The following is a 16,143-nucleotide window of genomic DNA, read 5'->3' as shown; positions in this document are numbered from 1 at the left end:
TGCAGAACTTTGTTCGACGAGGATTGAATTTGTTCTGATAAGTTCCTATATAGTTTAAAAGATTAAATAGATAGCTTTATTAATATTAGTATAAATGTGCTTTCCTTATTGTAAGGATGAGTCGCAGCGGATAAGGAATTAAACAAGAATGAACAGCGGTATGATAGACCCTCTAAACGCATTAGTCCCTATGGTTGTTGAGCAAACAGCGAAAGGTGAGCGCTCATATGATATATACTCTCGTCTTTTAAAAGAGCGCATTATTTTCTTAACTGGCCAAGTTGAAGATAACATGGCAAACCTGATTCTTGCGCAAATGCTATTTTTAGAATCAGAAAACCCAGAAAAAGATATTTATCTTTACATTAATTCGCCTGGTGGTTCAGTGACTGCTGGTATGGCAATTTACGATACAATGAATTTTATCAAACCGGATGTAAGCACAATTTGTGTCGGTCAAGCGGCAAGCATGGGTGCATTTTTGCTATCAGGTGGTGCTAAAGGTAAGCGTTTCTGTTTACCAAATTCACGTGTCATGATCCACCAACCATTAGGTGGTTTCCAAGGTCAGGCATCTGATTTTGAAATCCATGCGCGTGAAATTCTGTCAATTAAAGATAAGCTAAACCGTTTAATGGCTGAGCATACGGGTCAACCGTTAGATGTTGTATCGCGCGATACTGACCGCGATAACTTCATGACTGCTAGTGAAGCAGTTGAATATGGCTTAGTCGACTCGGTATTCACGAATCGTGAAACTAAGTAACCTGAATAGCTAGTAATTACGTATTATTAGCTATCACCTTTACTATGCGAAAACTAAAAATCTTTGATATAGTTACACATAGTGAATTAGCAGCAGATAGATGCTGCTACCAACGTAATAAAAGAGGTAGCTGAATGTCTGACACTCCTACAGACGGCGACAAAAGTAATAAATTGTTATACTGCTCTTTTTGTGGCAAAAGCCAGCATGAAGTACGTAAGTTAATTGCCGGTCCTTCAGTATACATTTGTGATGAATGTGTTGAGCTGTGTAACGATATTATCAGGGAAGAAATCAAAGACATTGCGCCTAAGCACAACGCGTCTGATAAACTGCCTGTACCAAAAGAGATTCGTAATCACTTAGATGACTATGTAATTGGCCAAGATCACGCGAAGAAAGTGTTATCTGTTGCAGTTTACAATCATTACAAGCGTCTACGTAATCAAACTATCAACCCAGATATCGAATTGGGTAAAAGTAATATCTTGCTAATTGGTCCTACGGGCAGTGGTAAAACACTTCTAGCTGAGACAATGGCACGTTTACTTGATGTACCATTTACTATGGCTGATGCGACTACGCTAACTGAAGCCGGTTATGTAGGTGAAGACGTTGAAAATATCATTCAAAAGCTACTGCAAAAGTGTGATTACGACGTAGAAAAAGCACAACGTGGTATCGTTTATATTGATGAAATTGATAAAATTTCACGTAAATCAGATAACCCGTCAATCACCCGAGATGTGTCTGGTGAAGGTGTTCAACAAGCTTTACTTAAATTAATCGAAGGTACGGTTGCATCAGTACCACCACAAGGCGGTCGTAAGCATCCGCAGCAAGAGTTTTTACAAGTTGACACATCTAAGATCTTATTTATCTGTGGCGGTGCATTTGCAGGCTTAGATAAAGTGATTGAACAGCGTAGTCATAAGAACACAGGTATTGGTTTTGGTGCTGAGGTTAAAAACTCATCAGGAAGCCGCAGCTTAAGTGAGACATTTAAAGATGTTGAGCCAGAAGATCTTGTAAAATATGGTTTAATCCCAGAGTTTATTGGTCGTCTACCTGTTGTTGCAACATTGACTGAACTTGATGAAGCCGCGCTTATTCAAATCCTTAGCGAGCCTAAAAATGCGTTAACAAAACAGTTTTCAGCACTTTTCGCGATGGAAGATGTTGAGCTTGAGTTCCGCGAAGATGCTTTATCAGCGATTGCACATAAAGCAATGGAGCGTAAAACAGGTGCACGTGGCTTACGCTCGATAGTTGAAGGTGTGTTACTCGATACTATGTATGAGCTGCCATCAATGGATGAAGTAAGCAAAGTTGTTATCGATGAAACAGTGATAAAAGGTGAGTCTGATCCAATTTTGATTTACCAAAGTGGTAATCAAGATAAAGCAGCATCAGAGTAATCTCCTGATAGTTCAAATATTAAGCAGTTAAGCATTAAAAAGGAGCCAAAGGCTCCTTTTTTTATAAATTTGTTGAACTTTCCCTTACATATCCCCATATACTTGAGTAATCTTTAAAATAAATGAAGTGCGAAGAGAATATAATGACGCTTGAGAGAACAGATCGAGTCGAAATCCCCGTGTTGGCACTGCGCGATGTCGTGGTTTATCCACACATGGTGATCCCGCTTTTTGTTGGTCGTGAAAAATCAATAAAATGCCTAGAAGCGGCGATGGACAAGGACAAACAAATTTTCCTAGTGGCGCAAAAAGACGCCTCAGTTGATGATCCGCAGCAAGATGATATTTACCGTGTGGGTACTATTGCCACAGTACTTCAGTTATTAAAGCTACCTGATGGCACCGTTAAAGTGCTTGTCGAAGGAACACAACGCGCAAGTGTAGAGAAGTTTCTAGATAATGATGATTTCTTTGTTGCAGAAGCGCAGTTCATTGAATCAAGCCATATCGACGAGCAAGAACAAGATATCTTCATCCGCAGCGCAATTAGCCAGTTTGAAGGCTATGTAAAGCTAAATAAGAAAATTCCACCAGAAGTACTTACTTCTGTGTCAGGTATCGATGAAGCTGCACGTCTGGCTGATACTATGGCGTCACATATGCCACTTAAGGTACCTGAAAAGCAAAAAGTGCTTGAGATTGCCGATGTAACAGAGCGTCTTGAGTACTTAATGGCGTTGATGGAAGGCGAGATAGATTTATTGCAAGTTGAGAAGAAAATTCGTACCCGCGTGAAAAAGCAGATGGAAAAATCGCAGCGCGAGTATTACCTCAACGAGCAAATGAAAGCCATCCAAAAAGAACTCGGTGAGCTTGATGATGTACCGGATGAATTCGAAGCGCTGAAAAAGCGTATTGAAGAGTCGGGCATGCCAAAAGAAGCACAAGAAAAAGCGAACGCTGAGCTTGCTAAGTTAAAAATGATGTCGCCAATGTCGGCAGAAGCGACTGTTGTGCGCTCGTACATTGATACATTAATCAATGTGCCTTGGAAAAAACGCTCAAAAGTGAAAAAAGACTTAGCGGGTGCGCAAAAGATTCTAGATACCGACCATTACGGCTTAGATAAAGTGAAAGAACGCATTATTGAGTATCTTGCTGTGCAGCAACGTACCAATAAGTTAAAAGGCCCTATTTTATGTTTAGTAGGACCTCCAGGTGTGGGTAAAACCTCATTGGGTCAGTCAATCGCGCGTTCTACAGGCCGTAAATATGTGCGTATGGCATTAGGCGGCGTACGTGATGAAGCTGAAATCCGTGGTCACCGCCGTACTTACATTGGCTCTATGCCTGGCAAGTTAATCCAGAATATGACCAAAGTGGGTGTGAAGAATCCATTATTCTTATTAGATGAAATTGATAAGATGTCATCGGATATGCGCGGAGACCCTGCTTCAGCATTACTTGAGGTGCTCGATCCAGAGCAAAATAGCCATTTTGCTGATCATTACCTTGAAGTGGATTATGACTTATCAGATGTCATGTTTGTTGCCACCTCAAACAGCTTTAATATCCCAGGTCCATTACTGGATCGTATGGAAGTGATTCGTTTATCGGGTTATACCGAAGATGAAAAGCTGAATATCGCAAAACAACACTTAATTCCAAAACAAGTGAAGCGTAACGGTTTAAAAGAGTCTGAGGTTGAGATAGCAGACAGTGCGATTATTGGTATTATTCGTTATTACACACGCGAAGCGGGCGTTCGTAACTTAGAACGTGAAGTATCAAAACTATGCCGTAAAGCGGTTAAGAATATCTTGCTTGATAAAGGCACCAAAAAGGTACTTATCGACGATAACAACCTTGAAGAATTCTTAGGTGTACAACGCTTTGACTATGGTAAAGCAGAAGATGGTGACCGCATTGGCCAAGTAACGGGCCTTGCGTGGACTGAGGTAGGTGGTGATTTACTGACTATCGAATCTGCTGCCGTACCGGGTAAAGGCAAACTAACTTATACCGGTTCTTTGGGCGATGTAATGCAAGAGTCAATTCAGGCAGCGATGACGGTCGTTCGTAATCGTGCTGAGAAACTACGCATTAATAGCGACTTTTACGAAAAGCGTGATATTCATGTGCATGTACCTGAAGGCGCAACACCAAAAGATGGCCCAAGTGCGGGTATTGCCATGGTGACAGGCTTAGTATCGAGCTTAACTGGGAACCCTGTACGCTCTGATGTCGCCATGACTGGTGAAATTACACTTCGCGGTGAAGTATTACCAATTGGCGGCCTTAAAGAAAAGCTACTTGCAGCACATCGTGGTGGAATTAAAACTGTTATTATTCCAAAAATTAACGAACGTGACTTAAAAGAGATCCCTGATAACGTATTAGAGGGCCTTGAAATTCACCCAGTTACTTGGATTGATGACGTTTTAAAACTGGCTTTAAAGCACCCAGTTGAGAGTTTTTCTGTCGAAACTGAAAAAAACCAGTAAAAAACCGCAAAAAAGTGCATTTAGGGGCTTTTCAAATACCAAAGGTATGATAAGTTAAGCACTAGTTTTCAAGCCTAGGCCTTATGTGGCCTAGGGTTGAGAAAAATATAATAAACTGAGCATAAACTTAATTTGCTCATAAATTTTCAAAACAGTGATGTTAATTTAAAAACAATCGCTCTTGATAATAACAATGAAAGAGGATGATATTGTGAATAAATCTCAATTAATCGATCAAATCGCAGCTGATGCTGACATTTCTAAAGCGGCTGCTGGTCGTGCACTAGATTCATTCATCGAGGCTGTTTCAGGCGCTCTTAAAGATGGCGATTCAGTAGCGCTAGTTGGCTTTGGTACTTTCTCTGTACGTGAGCGCGCAGCACGTTCAGGCCGTAACCCGCAAACTGGTGAAACTATCCAGATTGCTGCAGCAAATATTCCTTCTTTCAAAGCAGGTAAAGCGCTGAAAGACGCAGTAAACTAATCAACACACGATTAGTTAGGTGAAAGATACTTAATTGCACTTAGATCAAATTAAGTATCTTAGCGCCAGTTACTTCAAGTGGAAAAGCGTATCTGGTAAGATACGCTTTTTTTACATGAGCAGGGTTGATACCAAGCCGCAATGATACTTCATTAAGCTAATTGGTATAATTTTTACCTGATCAGAATAGAGATAAATAAATGCTTGAGAAAATCAGAGAAGGTTCGCAGGGACCTGCAGCCAAAATTATTTTAGGCGCGGTGATTTTATCTTTTGCTTTAGCTGGGATTGGTGGTTATTTAGGACAAACCACAGAGCAGCCCGTTGCAGAAGTAAATGGAGTTAAAATTAGCCAAACCGAGTTCAGCCGTGCGTACCAAAACGAACGCAGCCGTTTAGAGCAACAATTTGGTGAATACTTCGCACAAATCGCTGCCGATCCAAATTACATGGCGCAAATTCGTCAAGGTGTCATCGACCGTTTAGTACAACAAGAATTGCAAACTCAACTAGCGGCAGAATTGGGTCTTCGCGTCAGTGATGAAAGTATTCGTAAAGCTATTTTAGAAATGCCTTACTTCCAAGTTGGCGGCCAATTTAGCAATGACCGTTACTTACAAGTTATTCGTCAAATGAACTTCCAACCAGACGCTTTTCGTGAGTATTTACGTGAAGATATGACACGCAGCCAATTGGTTGGTGCAGTGGCGGGCAGTGATTTTGTTTTAGAAAACGAATTAAATAATACTGTAGCGCTGCAACAACAAACACGTAGCATTGATTATGTGGTTGTTGATAAAGAGTCTTTGCAAGAGGGTATTGAAGTCACTGAGCAAGAGATTGCGGATTACTACGACTTAAACCAACCGCAGTTTTTGTCACCAGAGCAAGTATCGGTAAGCTATATTGACCTAAATGCAGCAAATCTTGAATTAGATTCAAGTGTCTCTGAAGATGACGTAAAAGCATACTATGACCAAAACAGCGCACAATACGTTGAGCCTGAAAAACGTCGTGTTTCGCATATCTTAATTGATAACAGTGAAGATGATGATGCCGCAAAAGCGAAAGCTGAAGAGCTATTAACACAGCTTAATAACGGTGCCGATTTTGCTGAATTAGCTGAATCATCATCTGATGATGTTGTTAGCGCTGAAATGGGCGGTGACTTAGATTGGATTGAACGCGACATGATGGACCCCGCGTTTGAAGACGCAACTTATGCTCTTGAAAATAAAGGTGACATATCAGGCGTTGTAGAATCAGAATTTGGTTATCACATCATTAAGCTTACTGACATCCAAACACAGCAAGTAAAACCGTATGCAGACGTAAAAGATGAACTTCGCGCTGAACTTGAACGCTCTAAGAAAGTTAATGCGTTTTATGAGAAGCAAACTCAAATGGGTGAACTTGCGTTTGAAATTTCAGATACTTTAACAGATGCTGCAGATGTAGCTGGCGTAGAAGTACAAAAAACGGAACTTGTTACACGTAATGCGTTACCTGAACCGCTAAACAACCCTCAAGTAGTTGCTGCCATTTTCTCACCTGAAGTGTTAGAAGATCGCATGAACTCAGAAGTGATTGAAGTCGGTGATGAGCATGCTATCGTTGTGCGTGTAAACGATCATAAAGCGGCTACAACTAAACCGCTAGAAGACGTTTCTGAGCAAATCAAAGCAACATTAGTAGCACAAAAAGCATCGGAACTTGCTAAAGAAAAAGCACGTACTCTGTATGCTGATATTGAAGCTGGAAAGAGCTTAAATGATGTAGCAACGGCTGAAGGACTAACTGTTCGTCAAGAAGCTGCGCTTGCTCGTCAAGCTTATACGGTGTCGCCTGCAATTGTTCAACAAGCATTTAAAATGGCACACCCTGAAGATAAGCCAGTTGTTGATGTTGTTGACCTAAGCAATGGTGATACAGCAATCGTTGCATTAAAAGCTGTTAATGAAGCACCTAAAGCTGAAATTAATGAGCAACAAAAGCAAAATATCACCATGGCTCAAGTGAATAAAAACTACATGGTATTTATTGCTGCACTTAAAGCGCAAGCTGATATTCAGGTACCAAAAGTGGTTCAAGCTGCTGAATAAGTAGCAAAACGACTTAAGTAAAAGGCGCCTCTGGCGCCTTTTTTGTTACCACAGAGAAGGAGTAATTATGCAATATAGTTTTATTGAGCAACTGCCGATTGCCGAAGAATACTGTGAAATGCGCCGCAAAGCGGGTTTGTCGGCTCGTTCACTCGCGGCGGCTAGAGCAGGTTTACCAAATTCTCTTTATGCTATTTGTATCCGCAAAGACCAAGAGCTGATTGGTATGGGGCGTGTAATTGGCGATGGTGGTTGTAATTTTGAAGTGGTTGATATTGCTGTGGCACCTGACTACCAAGGGCAAGGCTTAGGCAGAGTGATTATGAAACATGTTGACCGTTACATTGAATCGGCAGCCTTTGAGGGCAGCTATGTCACAATGGTGGCTGATAAACCAGGTTTTTACGAAAAGCTTGGCTACAAGTTTGTCGCGCCACAAAGCCAAGGGATGTATAAAAAGTTTTGAGTATCGTAGACAAACACAGCGCAGAGCATTACACATGGGGTAACAATTGCGACGGTTGGCATTTGGTAAAGTCTAATGCACTGAGTGTAATTCAAGAACATGTTCCTGTGGGTGGAGCTGAAGTAAAGCACTACCACAAGCATGCAGAGCAATTTTTCTTCGTGCTTAGTGGTTGTGCCACTATCGAGCTTGATGGGCAAATACACCAACTGACTGCGCAACAAGGTTTGCATGTAACTGCTGGCCGAGTTCATCAGCTAACTAATCAAGGTACTGAACCATTACATTTTATCGTTACATCAACACCATCAAGCCATGGTGACAGAATTGATGTGTAAAAGCCGAGGGGAAAGAGTAAGGTTAATTGAGTGATCAAATCACCCGCATAGGAGGCGTTTTAACGCCGAACCAAACTGATAGCTGACAGCTCACTATCAGCAATTCAACAGCTTCTGTGTTACTTTTGATTGTGGATCTTGGAAGATTGCCTCAGTTTGCCCGTACTCAACAATTTCACCATGATCGAGTACCACGAGTTGGTCGCTAATATGGCGGACTAAACTTAAATGATGCGTAATCAGTACATAGCTCAAGCCCGTATCTTTTTGTAAACGTAGTAATAAGTTTACCGTTTGTGCGCGTACAGATGGGTCTAGAGACGACAAAGCCTCATCGAGCACCACAACCTTAGGATCTAGAATTAAAGCGCGTGCAAGCGCTATGCGTTGCAACTGGCCACTACTAAACATGTGTGGGTAATAATGCTGATGATCTAATAGCAAGCCCACTTTTGCGAGAGTCTGCTTTATTTTTTCTTCACGTTCATCTTTGTTTAAATCAGTGTTGTACTGTAAGCAGTCATTGAGCATATCGCCAATAGTCAAACCAGGATTGAGTGAAGCTTCAGAGTCTTGGAATATCAATCTTATATGACGACAGTCGTTATCACGTAAGCCATCATTTTCAATAATATTACCGTCCAGTAAAATTTGCCCTTTGTCGGCATTGTCGGCTCCAGCAAGTAGCTTAGCAAGGGTGCTTTTGCCTGAACCTGTTTCACCAATAATCGCAATGGTTTCGCCTTGACTTAAGCAGAACGAAATATTTTTTAGTACTGAAAAGCGTTTACGTGAGAATAACCCTGCACGTAAATTAAAACTCTTTGATAACGCTTGAACTTTTAACAGAGGTTGCATTATTTCATCGCCTTAATGAGGGGGAAATGGCAAGCATAACTGTGGCTATGATGTTTAGTCAGCTTAGGTGTTACAACACATGCTTTTTGTGCTTGTGGACAACGTGGCCCCAAACGGCAACCTATAGGTAAGTGCTGCAAGGTCGGAATAGTGCCTTTTAATGCATAAAACGGCTCTTTGTGGGCAAGGCCTTGCTCATAATCAGGTAAGCTCTTCAAAAGTGCTTGAGTATACGGGTGGTGAGGCTGACTAAAAATACGATTAGTCGGGCCTGCTTCAACCATCTGTCCGCAATATAGAACGTGCATACCATGCGACCACTCGAAGATCTCTTCCAGTTCATGAGAGATCATTAGTATCGACATGTTTTTTAGCTGGTTTAAGCTCTTTAGTAACCTGAATACCTGTGCACGGGTGGTGCTTTCAAGTGCAGTTGTCGGCTCATCAGCGATAAGTAATTTAGGAGTACGGGCAATCGCCATCGCTATCATCACTTTTTGGCAGATCCCCTCAGAAAGTTCATGAGGGTAGCTGTCGAGCACCTTTTTATGATCTTTGATACCCACTTTGTGGATCAATGCTTTTACTCTGTCTCTACGTTGTCTATTACGCTTTAAAAAAAAGCCACTGGTCGCTTGTGCGGGCAGGGTTTCAGCTATTTGATCAAATATTTTGGCTGTAGGGTCAAGACAGCGGCTGGGGTCTTGGTAGATCATCGCAATATCTTGACCGACTAGCTTCCTGCGTTGTTCTGTCGACAAGCGCATTAAATCAACGCCGCGCCAATGCATTCTATCTGCTGTGATATGCCAGCGCTTATTTAAAACTCCAACAATCGCTTTTGCAATTAAGCTTTTTCCTGAGCCAGATTCACCGACAAGAGCATGAACTTCGCCTTCTTTTAATGTTAAGCTGACCTTATCAACTGCACGAATTACTGTGTCAGAAGTGCGTAACTCTATCGTGAGATTGCGAATATCGAGTAATTGCATAGTTATTCAGCCTTACGTTCTTTAAGCACTTGGCGCAGACCATCACCTACTAAATTGGTAGACAGGACCGCTAGAAATAATAATACGCCTGGCAGGCCAACAGTCCAAGGGGCAAGATAAATTAAACCTAGGTTTTCAGCTAAAATTGCTCCCCATTCTGTAGTCGGAGGTTGTGCACCTAGCTTTAAAAAACCTAGCGCTGAAATATCGAGTATTGCTGTCGACAAAGCCATGGTAAAAATAACCACGATATGTTCGTAAATATTTGGAAAAATACCGCGTGCTAAAATATGCCAATTAGATGCGCCGTCGAGTTTAAAAGCGGTAATGTAGTCTTTGCTTAGCTCTTCAACAATTAAATTCCTTACCGAATGAATAAATTGTGGTAATAAGGCTAAGATAATCGCCCAAACTGTATTCATTAAACCAGGGCCAAGAATTGCGATGATAATTATCGCCAGTAACAGTGATGGGATAGATAACGTGATATCGAGTAAGTGATTCAAAAAGCTTGAGCGAATACCATGACTAATACCAGCAAATGTACCGACTAATACACCTATAACAGTGGTAATTAGTGCAGCAACAACAGATAGGCCAAAGGTATAAGTTGCCCCGTTCATTAAACGTGACAATACATCTCGGCCTAAATCGTCAGTACCTAACAAAAACCTAACATCGCCAGCATCATGCCAAGAAGGAGGTAGTAATAAAGCATCGCTATGCTGCTGATTCACGCCGTAAGGCGCAAGGAGTGGAGCGGATGCAGCAAGTAATGCAAGTGCTATAAACAGCCACAAACCAACTAGTGCAGGGTGATTTGTTTTAAACTTTCGCCAAAACCGCGCTAGTGGCGATTTATTCGACTCTTCAGAGAATAAATTAAACTTTGCCATGTGCTTGGTTCCGCGATAATGGATCGAATAACGTATATGTTAGCTCGGCGACTATGGTAGCCAAAATAACAAACATAGACACAGCGAGTAAGCCACCTTGAATAGCTGGGTAGTCACGTTGATAAATACTGTCGATTAGCCAGCGACCAATACCTGGCCAAGAGAAAATAACTTCCGTTATCATTGCCAGCGTTATCAAGGTACTAAACTGTAGACCAATTTGCTTGATTACAGGCAGTAATGCATTACGTAGTGCATGGTGAATAATTAATTGCGCACGGTTTAAGCCTTTTGCACGGGCTGTTTTAATATAGCTTTGATCGAGCACTTTGAGCATTGAATCACGGGTAAAGCGAACCAATACTGTTGTTGGATACATGGCTAACACGATGGTTGGTAAGGTCAAGTGATGCAGCGCATCTAAAAATGCCATGCCATGATAAGGGAAATCATCGGCAATAATGTCAATGAGGATAAAGCCCGTAACGGGCTCTACTTCGTAGAGTAACCCCATTCGGCCTGACATTGGAAACCAGCCTAATTGTAGTGAAAACACCATAATTAGTAATAGAGCTAGCCAAAATACAGGCATAGAATAGCCAACTAAGGTTCCTGAGTTAATTAATTTATCGGGCCAACGTTTATAATAAGCCGCCGCTAATATTCCGCCAGGTACACCCACTAACACAGACACAATAAGTGCGTAGGTGCTTAGTTCAAGAGTAGCAGGAAACAAATCTATAATATGCGCAAAGACACTTTCTCCCGATGCAAAAGAGATGCCCCAGTCACCCTGCATAATCCGTTCTAAAAATGCAAAATATTGTATTACATAATTTTCGCTAAAATGAAACTTCGCTTCAAGTGCATTTGTTTGAGAAAAAGTACTATTAGTAACGCCACTCAAGTTGGTCAGTGCATCACCTGGGAATAAAAAGCTTAACGAAAAAGTGAAGACACTCAATGTTAACATCATGAATAATAATAGCGCTAAACGGCGAAGAATATAGTCCAGAATCATTACTCTTTCCTCGCGTTAGCCAGTGAGATGCCTCCAAAGGGGCTTAGGCTAATACCTTTAACGTCACTACTTGCCGCTTGAAAGCGCATTCCATGTGCAATCGGCAATATCGGCATTTCTTGAACAATTATTCGCTGTGCTTGGTTATAAAACTGTTTTCGTTTTTCTAAGTCAGTGGTATCAAGAGCCTGAGTAAGTAGTAAATCGAATTCAGGATTACACCAGTTAGCGGGGTTTTTACCACTAAAAGTGGCCGTACAGCTTAGTAACGGGCTCATAAAGTTATCAGGGTCAGGCGTATCGGCTGCCCATCCCAGTAGTACACTGTCGTGACGATGCTCACCAATACGTTGTAAAAAAGTGTTCCACTCGTATTCTACAATGCTGACATTAACGCCAATTTTACGTAAATCACTTTGCATTAATTCAGCCATTTTACGTGCATTTGGGTTGTAAATTCGGCTTACTGGCATGGCCCAAATATTCATATCAAAGCCATCTTTATAGCCCGCTTCGGCAAGTAAAGTTTTAGCAAGCTCAGGGTTAAACTCGGGCATCGCTTTTTGTGCTTCAAAGGCCCACGATGCTGGAGGCAATAATGATTGTGCTTTTATGCCGTTACCGTAATACACAGCTTGCATAATTTTGTCGACATCAATGGCGCTTGCGAGGGCTTGTCGAACACGCACATCATCAAACGGCGGACGTTCCGTATTGAAGGCCCAGTAACCAATGTTGAGGTTTTGCTCTTTTTGAACTTTGATATCTTCACGTTGTGACAAAATACTGAGTTGTGCACTACTTGGGTGCGCAGTCACATCGCATTCTTTAGTGAGCATTTTCGCAACCCTTGTTGTCCCATTTGGTGTAATGTCATACACCAATTGTTCAAGCACAACGGGATGTTTCCAATAATCAGGGTTACGATAGTAACGAATTAAGCGGTCACGACGGTATTCTTTATATACATAGGGACCTGTACCAACAGGGTATTGATCAAACAGGTTCTCTTGTTTGCGATCTTTGAGCTGCATAGCATATTCTTTCGATAGCACAACAGCAAAATCCGTGGCCAAATTTGCTAAAAAGCTACTTTCAGCGTTGTATAATTCAAACCGAACTTGGTAATCAGAAACGCGTACAATACGGCGAATTAATTGATCAATACCGACACTTTGAAAATATGGGTAGTTAGCATCACCAACAAAATGGTAAGGATTGTAAACATCGAATAGGCGACTGAAGGTAAAAATAACATCATCAGCATTAAAGTCTCGGGTCGGTGTAAAGTACCGAGTAGTATGAAATTTTACCCCTTTACGGAGCATAAATGTGATGGCTTTACCATCAGGACTTATTTTCCAATCAGTGGCAAGCTCTGCCTGAAACTCAGCAGAGACAGGGTCGATGCTGAGCAAGCGGTCGTATAGCTGATTAGCAATAATATCGATAGTCGAACCAGTGGTTGTCACTTGCGGATTAAACGACACGGGGTTAGCTTCAGCGCAATACACTAAGCCTTGGTTTTTTTGTTCTGTGGTTTTTTCTTCGCTATCTAGGCAGCCTACTAAGCACACCAAAGACAAAGCAAGTAACGGTTTAAACACCTGATTAGCCTCTAACTATTGCTGCTGATCTAATAAATTGTATTTTTTCAAATAGCCACGTAATTGATGATACGTCAATTCTAAGTGTTCTGCAGTTTTCTTTTGATTAAATTGACTATATTCCAGTGCCTTTTTTATCACATCAATTTCAAAGTCATTTGATAGCTGTTTTAAATTACAAGGAAATTGAATGTCGGGCTTATTGAGTGTCACAGCATCTTGATTTTGTGATGTGGCAATAGGCGCTGCTTCAACGTTTGTAACGGGGGCACTACTCACTGCTGCTTTGACACGTTGCTTGGGTCTAAATTTACTTGCAAATGGATCTAAAATAATCTGGTGAACGGGAATATGCTCATTGCCATGACGGTATAAGCTTCGTTCAACTACATTTTTTAATTCGCGAATGTTACCTGGCCATTCATAGGATTGCAGCGTTTCGATGGCGTTACGCGTAAAGCCACTGAATAATTCCCACTCGAGGTCGCGGGCCATATTTATTGCAAATTGCTCTGCAAGCAGCATGATATCCTCTTGGCGTTCGCGCAGTGGGGGCAGGGTAATAACATCAAAAGCAAGACGGTCGAGTAAATCGCTTCTGAATTCGCCTTGTTCAGCAAGGGTCGGCAAGTCTTCATTGGTTGCGCAAACTAGGCGAGTATCGACTTTAACAGTTTGCTTACCACCAACGCGTTCAAATTCGCCATATTCAATTACGCGCAGGAGTTTTTCTTGTACCATGGCTGAGGTATTGGCTAATTCATCAAGGAATAATGTGCCGCTATTGGCGCGTTCAAATCGGCCTTCATGACGTTTGCTGGCACCGGTGAATGCGCCGCTTTCATGACCAAACAGTTCACTTTCAAGCAGGTTTTCATTCAGTGCTGCACAATTAAGCTTTATATAGTTTTGTTCCCAACGTTTAGATAAGAAATGTAAACGCGCAGCAATCAGTTCTTTACCTGTACCGCGCTCACCAATAATAAGTACAGGCTTATCAAGACTTGCCAATTGTGAAACTTGATCAAGTACGCTTAAAAAGCTGTCAGATTGGCCGAGTAAATTATCCTGTTGGCGAAATTGGCTCATATTCCCTAACTCTTAGTCATTTTTACTAAGATCTAGTGTATTTCATTATTTGTGAGAACTAAAGGAATTTATAAATTTAGTTTAACTGTTTGAATGTATTGAGTTATTCTACATCTATAAAAGTTGGCAAGCATATTGATACTAGAGATACCAACTGATTAAGTTAAAACACCAAAGAGGTAAATGTTATGGGAATTTTTTCACGTTTTGCAGACATCGTTAATTCTAATATCAATGCCATCTTAGATAAAGCAGAAGATCCAGAAAAAATGGTTCGCCTGATCATCCAAGAGATGGAAGATACATTAGTAGAAGTTCGCTCTACTTCAGCAAAAACACTTGCTGAGAAAAAGGAGCTAGTACGTCGCGTTGAAACTTTGAAAGTTCAAGTTGCAGACTGGCAAGAAAAAGCTGAATTAGCGCTCAGTAAAGACCGTGATGATTTAGCACGTGCAGCACTGATTGAAAAGCAAAAATCAGCAGATGCAGTGGCAGCAGTTGAAACAGAGCTTGAGCATGTAGAGTCTCACATCGAAAAACTACAGCAAGAAGTAAGTACGTTACAAGAGAAGCTAGCAGATGCGAAAGCGCGTCAAAAAGCAATCATCTTACGTCAACGTTCTGCTGAGTCACGTCTTGAAGTGAAAAAAGCACTCGACAGCTCAAAAGTTGAAGATGCTTTAAACCGCTTTGAGCGTTACGAAAACAAGATCGATGGTCTAGAATCACAAATAGAGTCTTATGATCTTGGTAAAAAATCATTATCAGACGAAATTGCTGGCCTTCAGCAAGACGAAAAGATTGATGATGAGCTAGCTGAGCTTAAGAAAAAATTAGCAGATAAAAAATAATAAAATGGGGGCGTGTCCCCCAATGCTTAAACACATAACGGATTGACAGGAGAGAATTATGTTCGATGCAGAAGTTTTGATGGCACCCATTATTGTATTTATGGTGGTTGTTGCCCCACTTTGGCTTATTTTACATTACCGTAGTAAAAAACAAGTGAGCCAAGGTTTAAGTGAACACGAACATCGCCAGCTGTTAGAGCTTGCACAAAAAGCAGATAAAATGGCCGAGCGTGTTGAAACATTAGAAGCCTTACTTGATCAAGAGGCTCCACAGTGGAGACGTAAAGTATGAGTACTAAACGCGAATTATTCAGAGACGCAGAGCGTGGTAAAATAGCCGGCGTGTGCGCGGGTATCAGCGACTACTTTAACATGGAGCTTTGGCTGGTACGTATTTTAGTTGTGACGGCAGTATTATTATCTGGCGGTCCATTTATTGTGGTTGCTTACATTGCTGCGTGGTTTATTTTAGATAAAAAACCAGCCGAAAAAACAGTTAAAAACGCAGATAGCATTCACCAGGACCCGCTTGAAGTAAAATTTAAGGTATGGCAAAAAGGGGAGCCACCTCGCCGTGCATTACAAGACTTAAAAGATCGTCTTGCTCGAGTTGATGGTCGTTTACAAGAGATGGAACGCTATGTCACATCAACAGAGTTTACGGTTAGCCGTGAAATCAACAAACTTTAAAGGATATAAACGCACCTTGTTTGCATCGTGAAATCAAGTGCAAATGAGGTGCCAGACATTG

At 41.4% G+C, this 16,143-nt stretch carries 16 protein-coding genes; 10 read left to right on the top strand and 6 right to left on the bottom strand.

Annotation, left to right across the window (positions count from 1 at the left end):
- Positions 1-148 precede the first annotated feature (148 nt).
- The 7 genes from clpP to L3Q70_RS11045 all read left to right on the top strand — a co-directional run bounded on the left by clpP (position 149) and on the right by L3Q70_RS11045 (position 8,078).
- Complete coding sequence (gene clpP / locus L3Q70_RS11075; RefSeq protein WP_062569849.1) at positions 149-766, top strand: ATP-dependent Clp endopeptidase proteolytic subunit ClpP; 618 nt, start codon at positions 149-151, stop codon at positions 764-766.
- Positions 767-900: 134 nt separating this feature from the next.
- Entirely contained in the window at positions 901-2,184 is a 1,284-nt protein-coding gene (clpX, locus tag L3Q70_RS11070) for an ATP-dependent protease ATP-binding subunit ClpX (RefSeq protein WP_062569850.1), read from the top strand.
- 143 nt (positions 2,185-2,327) lie between these two features.
- Positions 2,328-4,688, top strand: coding sequence for an endopeptidase La (lon, locus tag L3Q70_RS11065; RefSeq protein ID WP_237114274.1), 2,361 nt, complete (start codon positions 2,328-2,330; stop codon positions 4,686-4,688).
- Between the two features lie 193 nt (positions 4,689-4,881).
- Positions 4,882-5,172: an HU family DNA-binding protein gene (locus L3Q70_RS11060; RefSeq protein WP_175580427.1), complete on the top strand. Its 291-nt coding sequence runs from the start codon at positions 4,882-4,884 to the stop codon at positions 5,170-5,172.
- A 200-nt stretch (positions 5,173-5,372) separates the two neighbouring features.
- Positions 5,373-7,274 carry a peptidylprolyl isomerase gene (gene ppiD, locus L3Q70_RS11055; protein ID WP_062569852.1) on the top strand — a complete coding sequence of 634 codons (1,902 nt, stop codon included), beginning with the start codon at positions 5,373-5,375 and terminating at the stop codon, positions 7,272-7,274.
- 67 nt (positions 7,275-7,341) lie between these two features.
- Positions 7,342-7,740, top strand: coding sequence for a GNAT family N-acetyltransferase (locus L3Q70_RS11050; protein WP_237114273.1), 399 nt, complete (start codon positions 7,342-7,344; stop codon positions 7,738-7,740).
- Positions 7,737-8,078, top strand: coding sequence for a cupin domain-containing protein (locus L3Q70_RS11045; RefSeq protein WP_237114272.1), 342 nt, complete (start codon positions 7,737-7,739; stop codon positions 8,076-8,078). The genes L3Q70_RS11050 and L3Q70_RS11045 overlap by 4 nt, the downstream gene beginning before the upstream one ends.
- A gap of 96 nt (positions 8,079-8,174) precedes the next feature.
- On the opposite strand, the gene L3Q70_RS11040 is transcribed toward L3Q70_RS11045, so the two are convergent.
- Genes L3Q70_RS11040 through pspF form a run of 6 tightly spaced genes read right to left on the bottom strand, consistent with a single transcriptional unit; the run spans position 8,175 to position 14,541 of the window.
- Complete coding sequence (locus tag L3Q70_RS11040) at positions 8,175-8,936, bottom strand: ATP-binding cassette domain-containing protein (protein ID WP_062569855.1); 762 nt, start codon at positions 8,934-8,936, stop codon at positions 8,175-8,177.
- Positions 8,936-9,928, bottom strand: a complete 993-nt coding sequence (locus tag L3Q70_RS11035; protein WP_193987566.1) for an oligopeptide/dipeptide ABC transporter ATP-binding protein — start codon at positions 9,926-9,928, stop codon at positions 8,936-8,938. The genes L3Q70_RS11040 and L3Q70_RS11035 overlap by 1 nt, the downstream gene beginning before the upstream one ends.
- A gap of 2 nt (positions 9,929-9,930) precedes the next feature.
- Positions 9,931-10,824 carry an ABC transporter permease subunit gene (locus tag L3Q70_RS11030; protein ID WP_062569857.1) on the bottom strand — a complete coding sequence of 298 codons (894 nt, stop codon included), beginning with the start codon at positions 10,822-10,824 and terminating at the stop codon, positions 9,931-9,933.
- Complete coding sequence (locus tag L3Q70_RS11025) at positions 10,811-11,845, bottom strand: ABC transporter permease (protein ID WP_193987564.1); 1,035 nt, start codon at positions 11,843-11,845, stop codon at positions 10,811-10,813. Before L3Q70_RS11025 ends, L3Q70_RS11030 begins: the two co-directional genes overlap by 14 nt.
- Positions 11,845-13,422, bottom strand: a complete 1,578-nt coding sequence (locus L3Q70_RS11020; RefSeq protein ID WP_228074486.1) for an ABC transporter substrate-binding protein — start codon at positions 13,420-13,422, stop codon at positions 11,845-11,847. The genes L3Q70_RS11025 and L3Q70_RS11020 overlap by 1 nt, the downstream gene beginning before the upstream one ends.
- A gap of 45 nt (positions 13,423-13,467) precedes the next feature.
- Entirely contained in the window at positions 13,468-14,541 is a 1,074-nt protein-coding gene (pspF, locus tag L3Q70_RS11015; protein WP_237114271.1) for a phage shock protein operon transcriptional activator, read from the bottom strand.
- 188 nt (positions 14,542-14,729) lie between these two features.
- Here pspF and pspA point away from each other — a divergent pair, with 188 nt between their 5' ends.
- From pspA to pspC, 3 genes are read left to right on the top strand one after another with little or no spacing between them, the layout of a single operon-like run.
- Entirely contained in the window at positions 14,730-15,392 is a 663-nt protein-coding gene (gene pspA / locus L3Q70_RS11010) for a phage shock protein PspA (RefSeq protein WP_062569861.1), read from the top strand.
- 58 nt (positions 15,393-15,450) lie between these two features.
- Entirely contained in the window at positions 15,451-15,684 is a 234-nt protein-coding gene (gene pspB / locus L3Q70_RS11005) for an envelope stress response membrane protein PspB (RefSeq protein WP_036969793.1), read from the top strand.
- Positions 15,681-16,082: an envelope stress response membrane protein PspC gene (gene pspC, locus L3Q70_RS11000; protein ID WP_062569862.1), complete on the top strand. Its 402-nt coding sequence runs from the start codon at positions 15,681-15,683 to the stop codon at positions 16,080-16,082. The genes pspB and pspC overlap by 4 nt, the downstream gene beginning before the upstream one ends.
- The last annotated feature ends 61 nt before the right edge of the window (positions 16,083-16,143 follow it).

The sequence above is a fragment of the Pseudoalteromonas sp. CF6-2 genome (genome assembly GCF_021729425.1).
GTDB lineage: Bacteria > Pseudomonadota > Gammaproteobacteria > Enterobacterales > Alteromonadaceae > Pseudoalteromonas > Pseudoalteromonas arabiensis.
The sequence above is the reverse complement of the archived record's forward strand: the minus strand, read 5'-3'. Positions and strand labels throughout refer to the sequence as shown.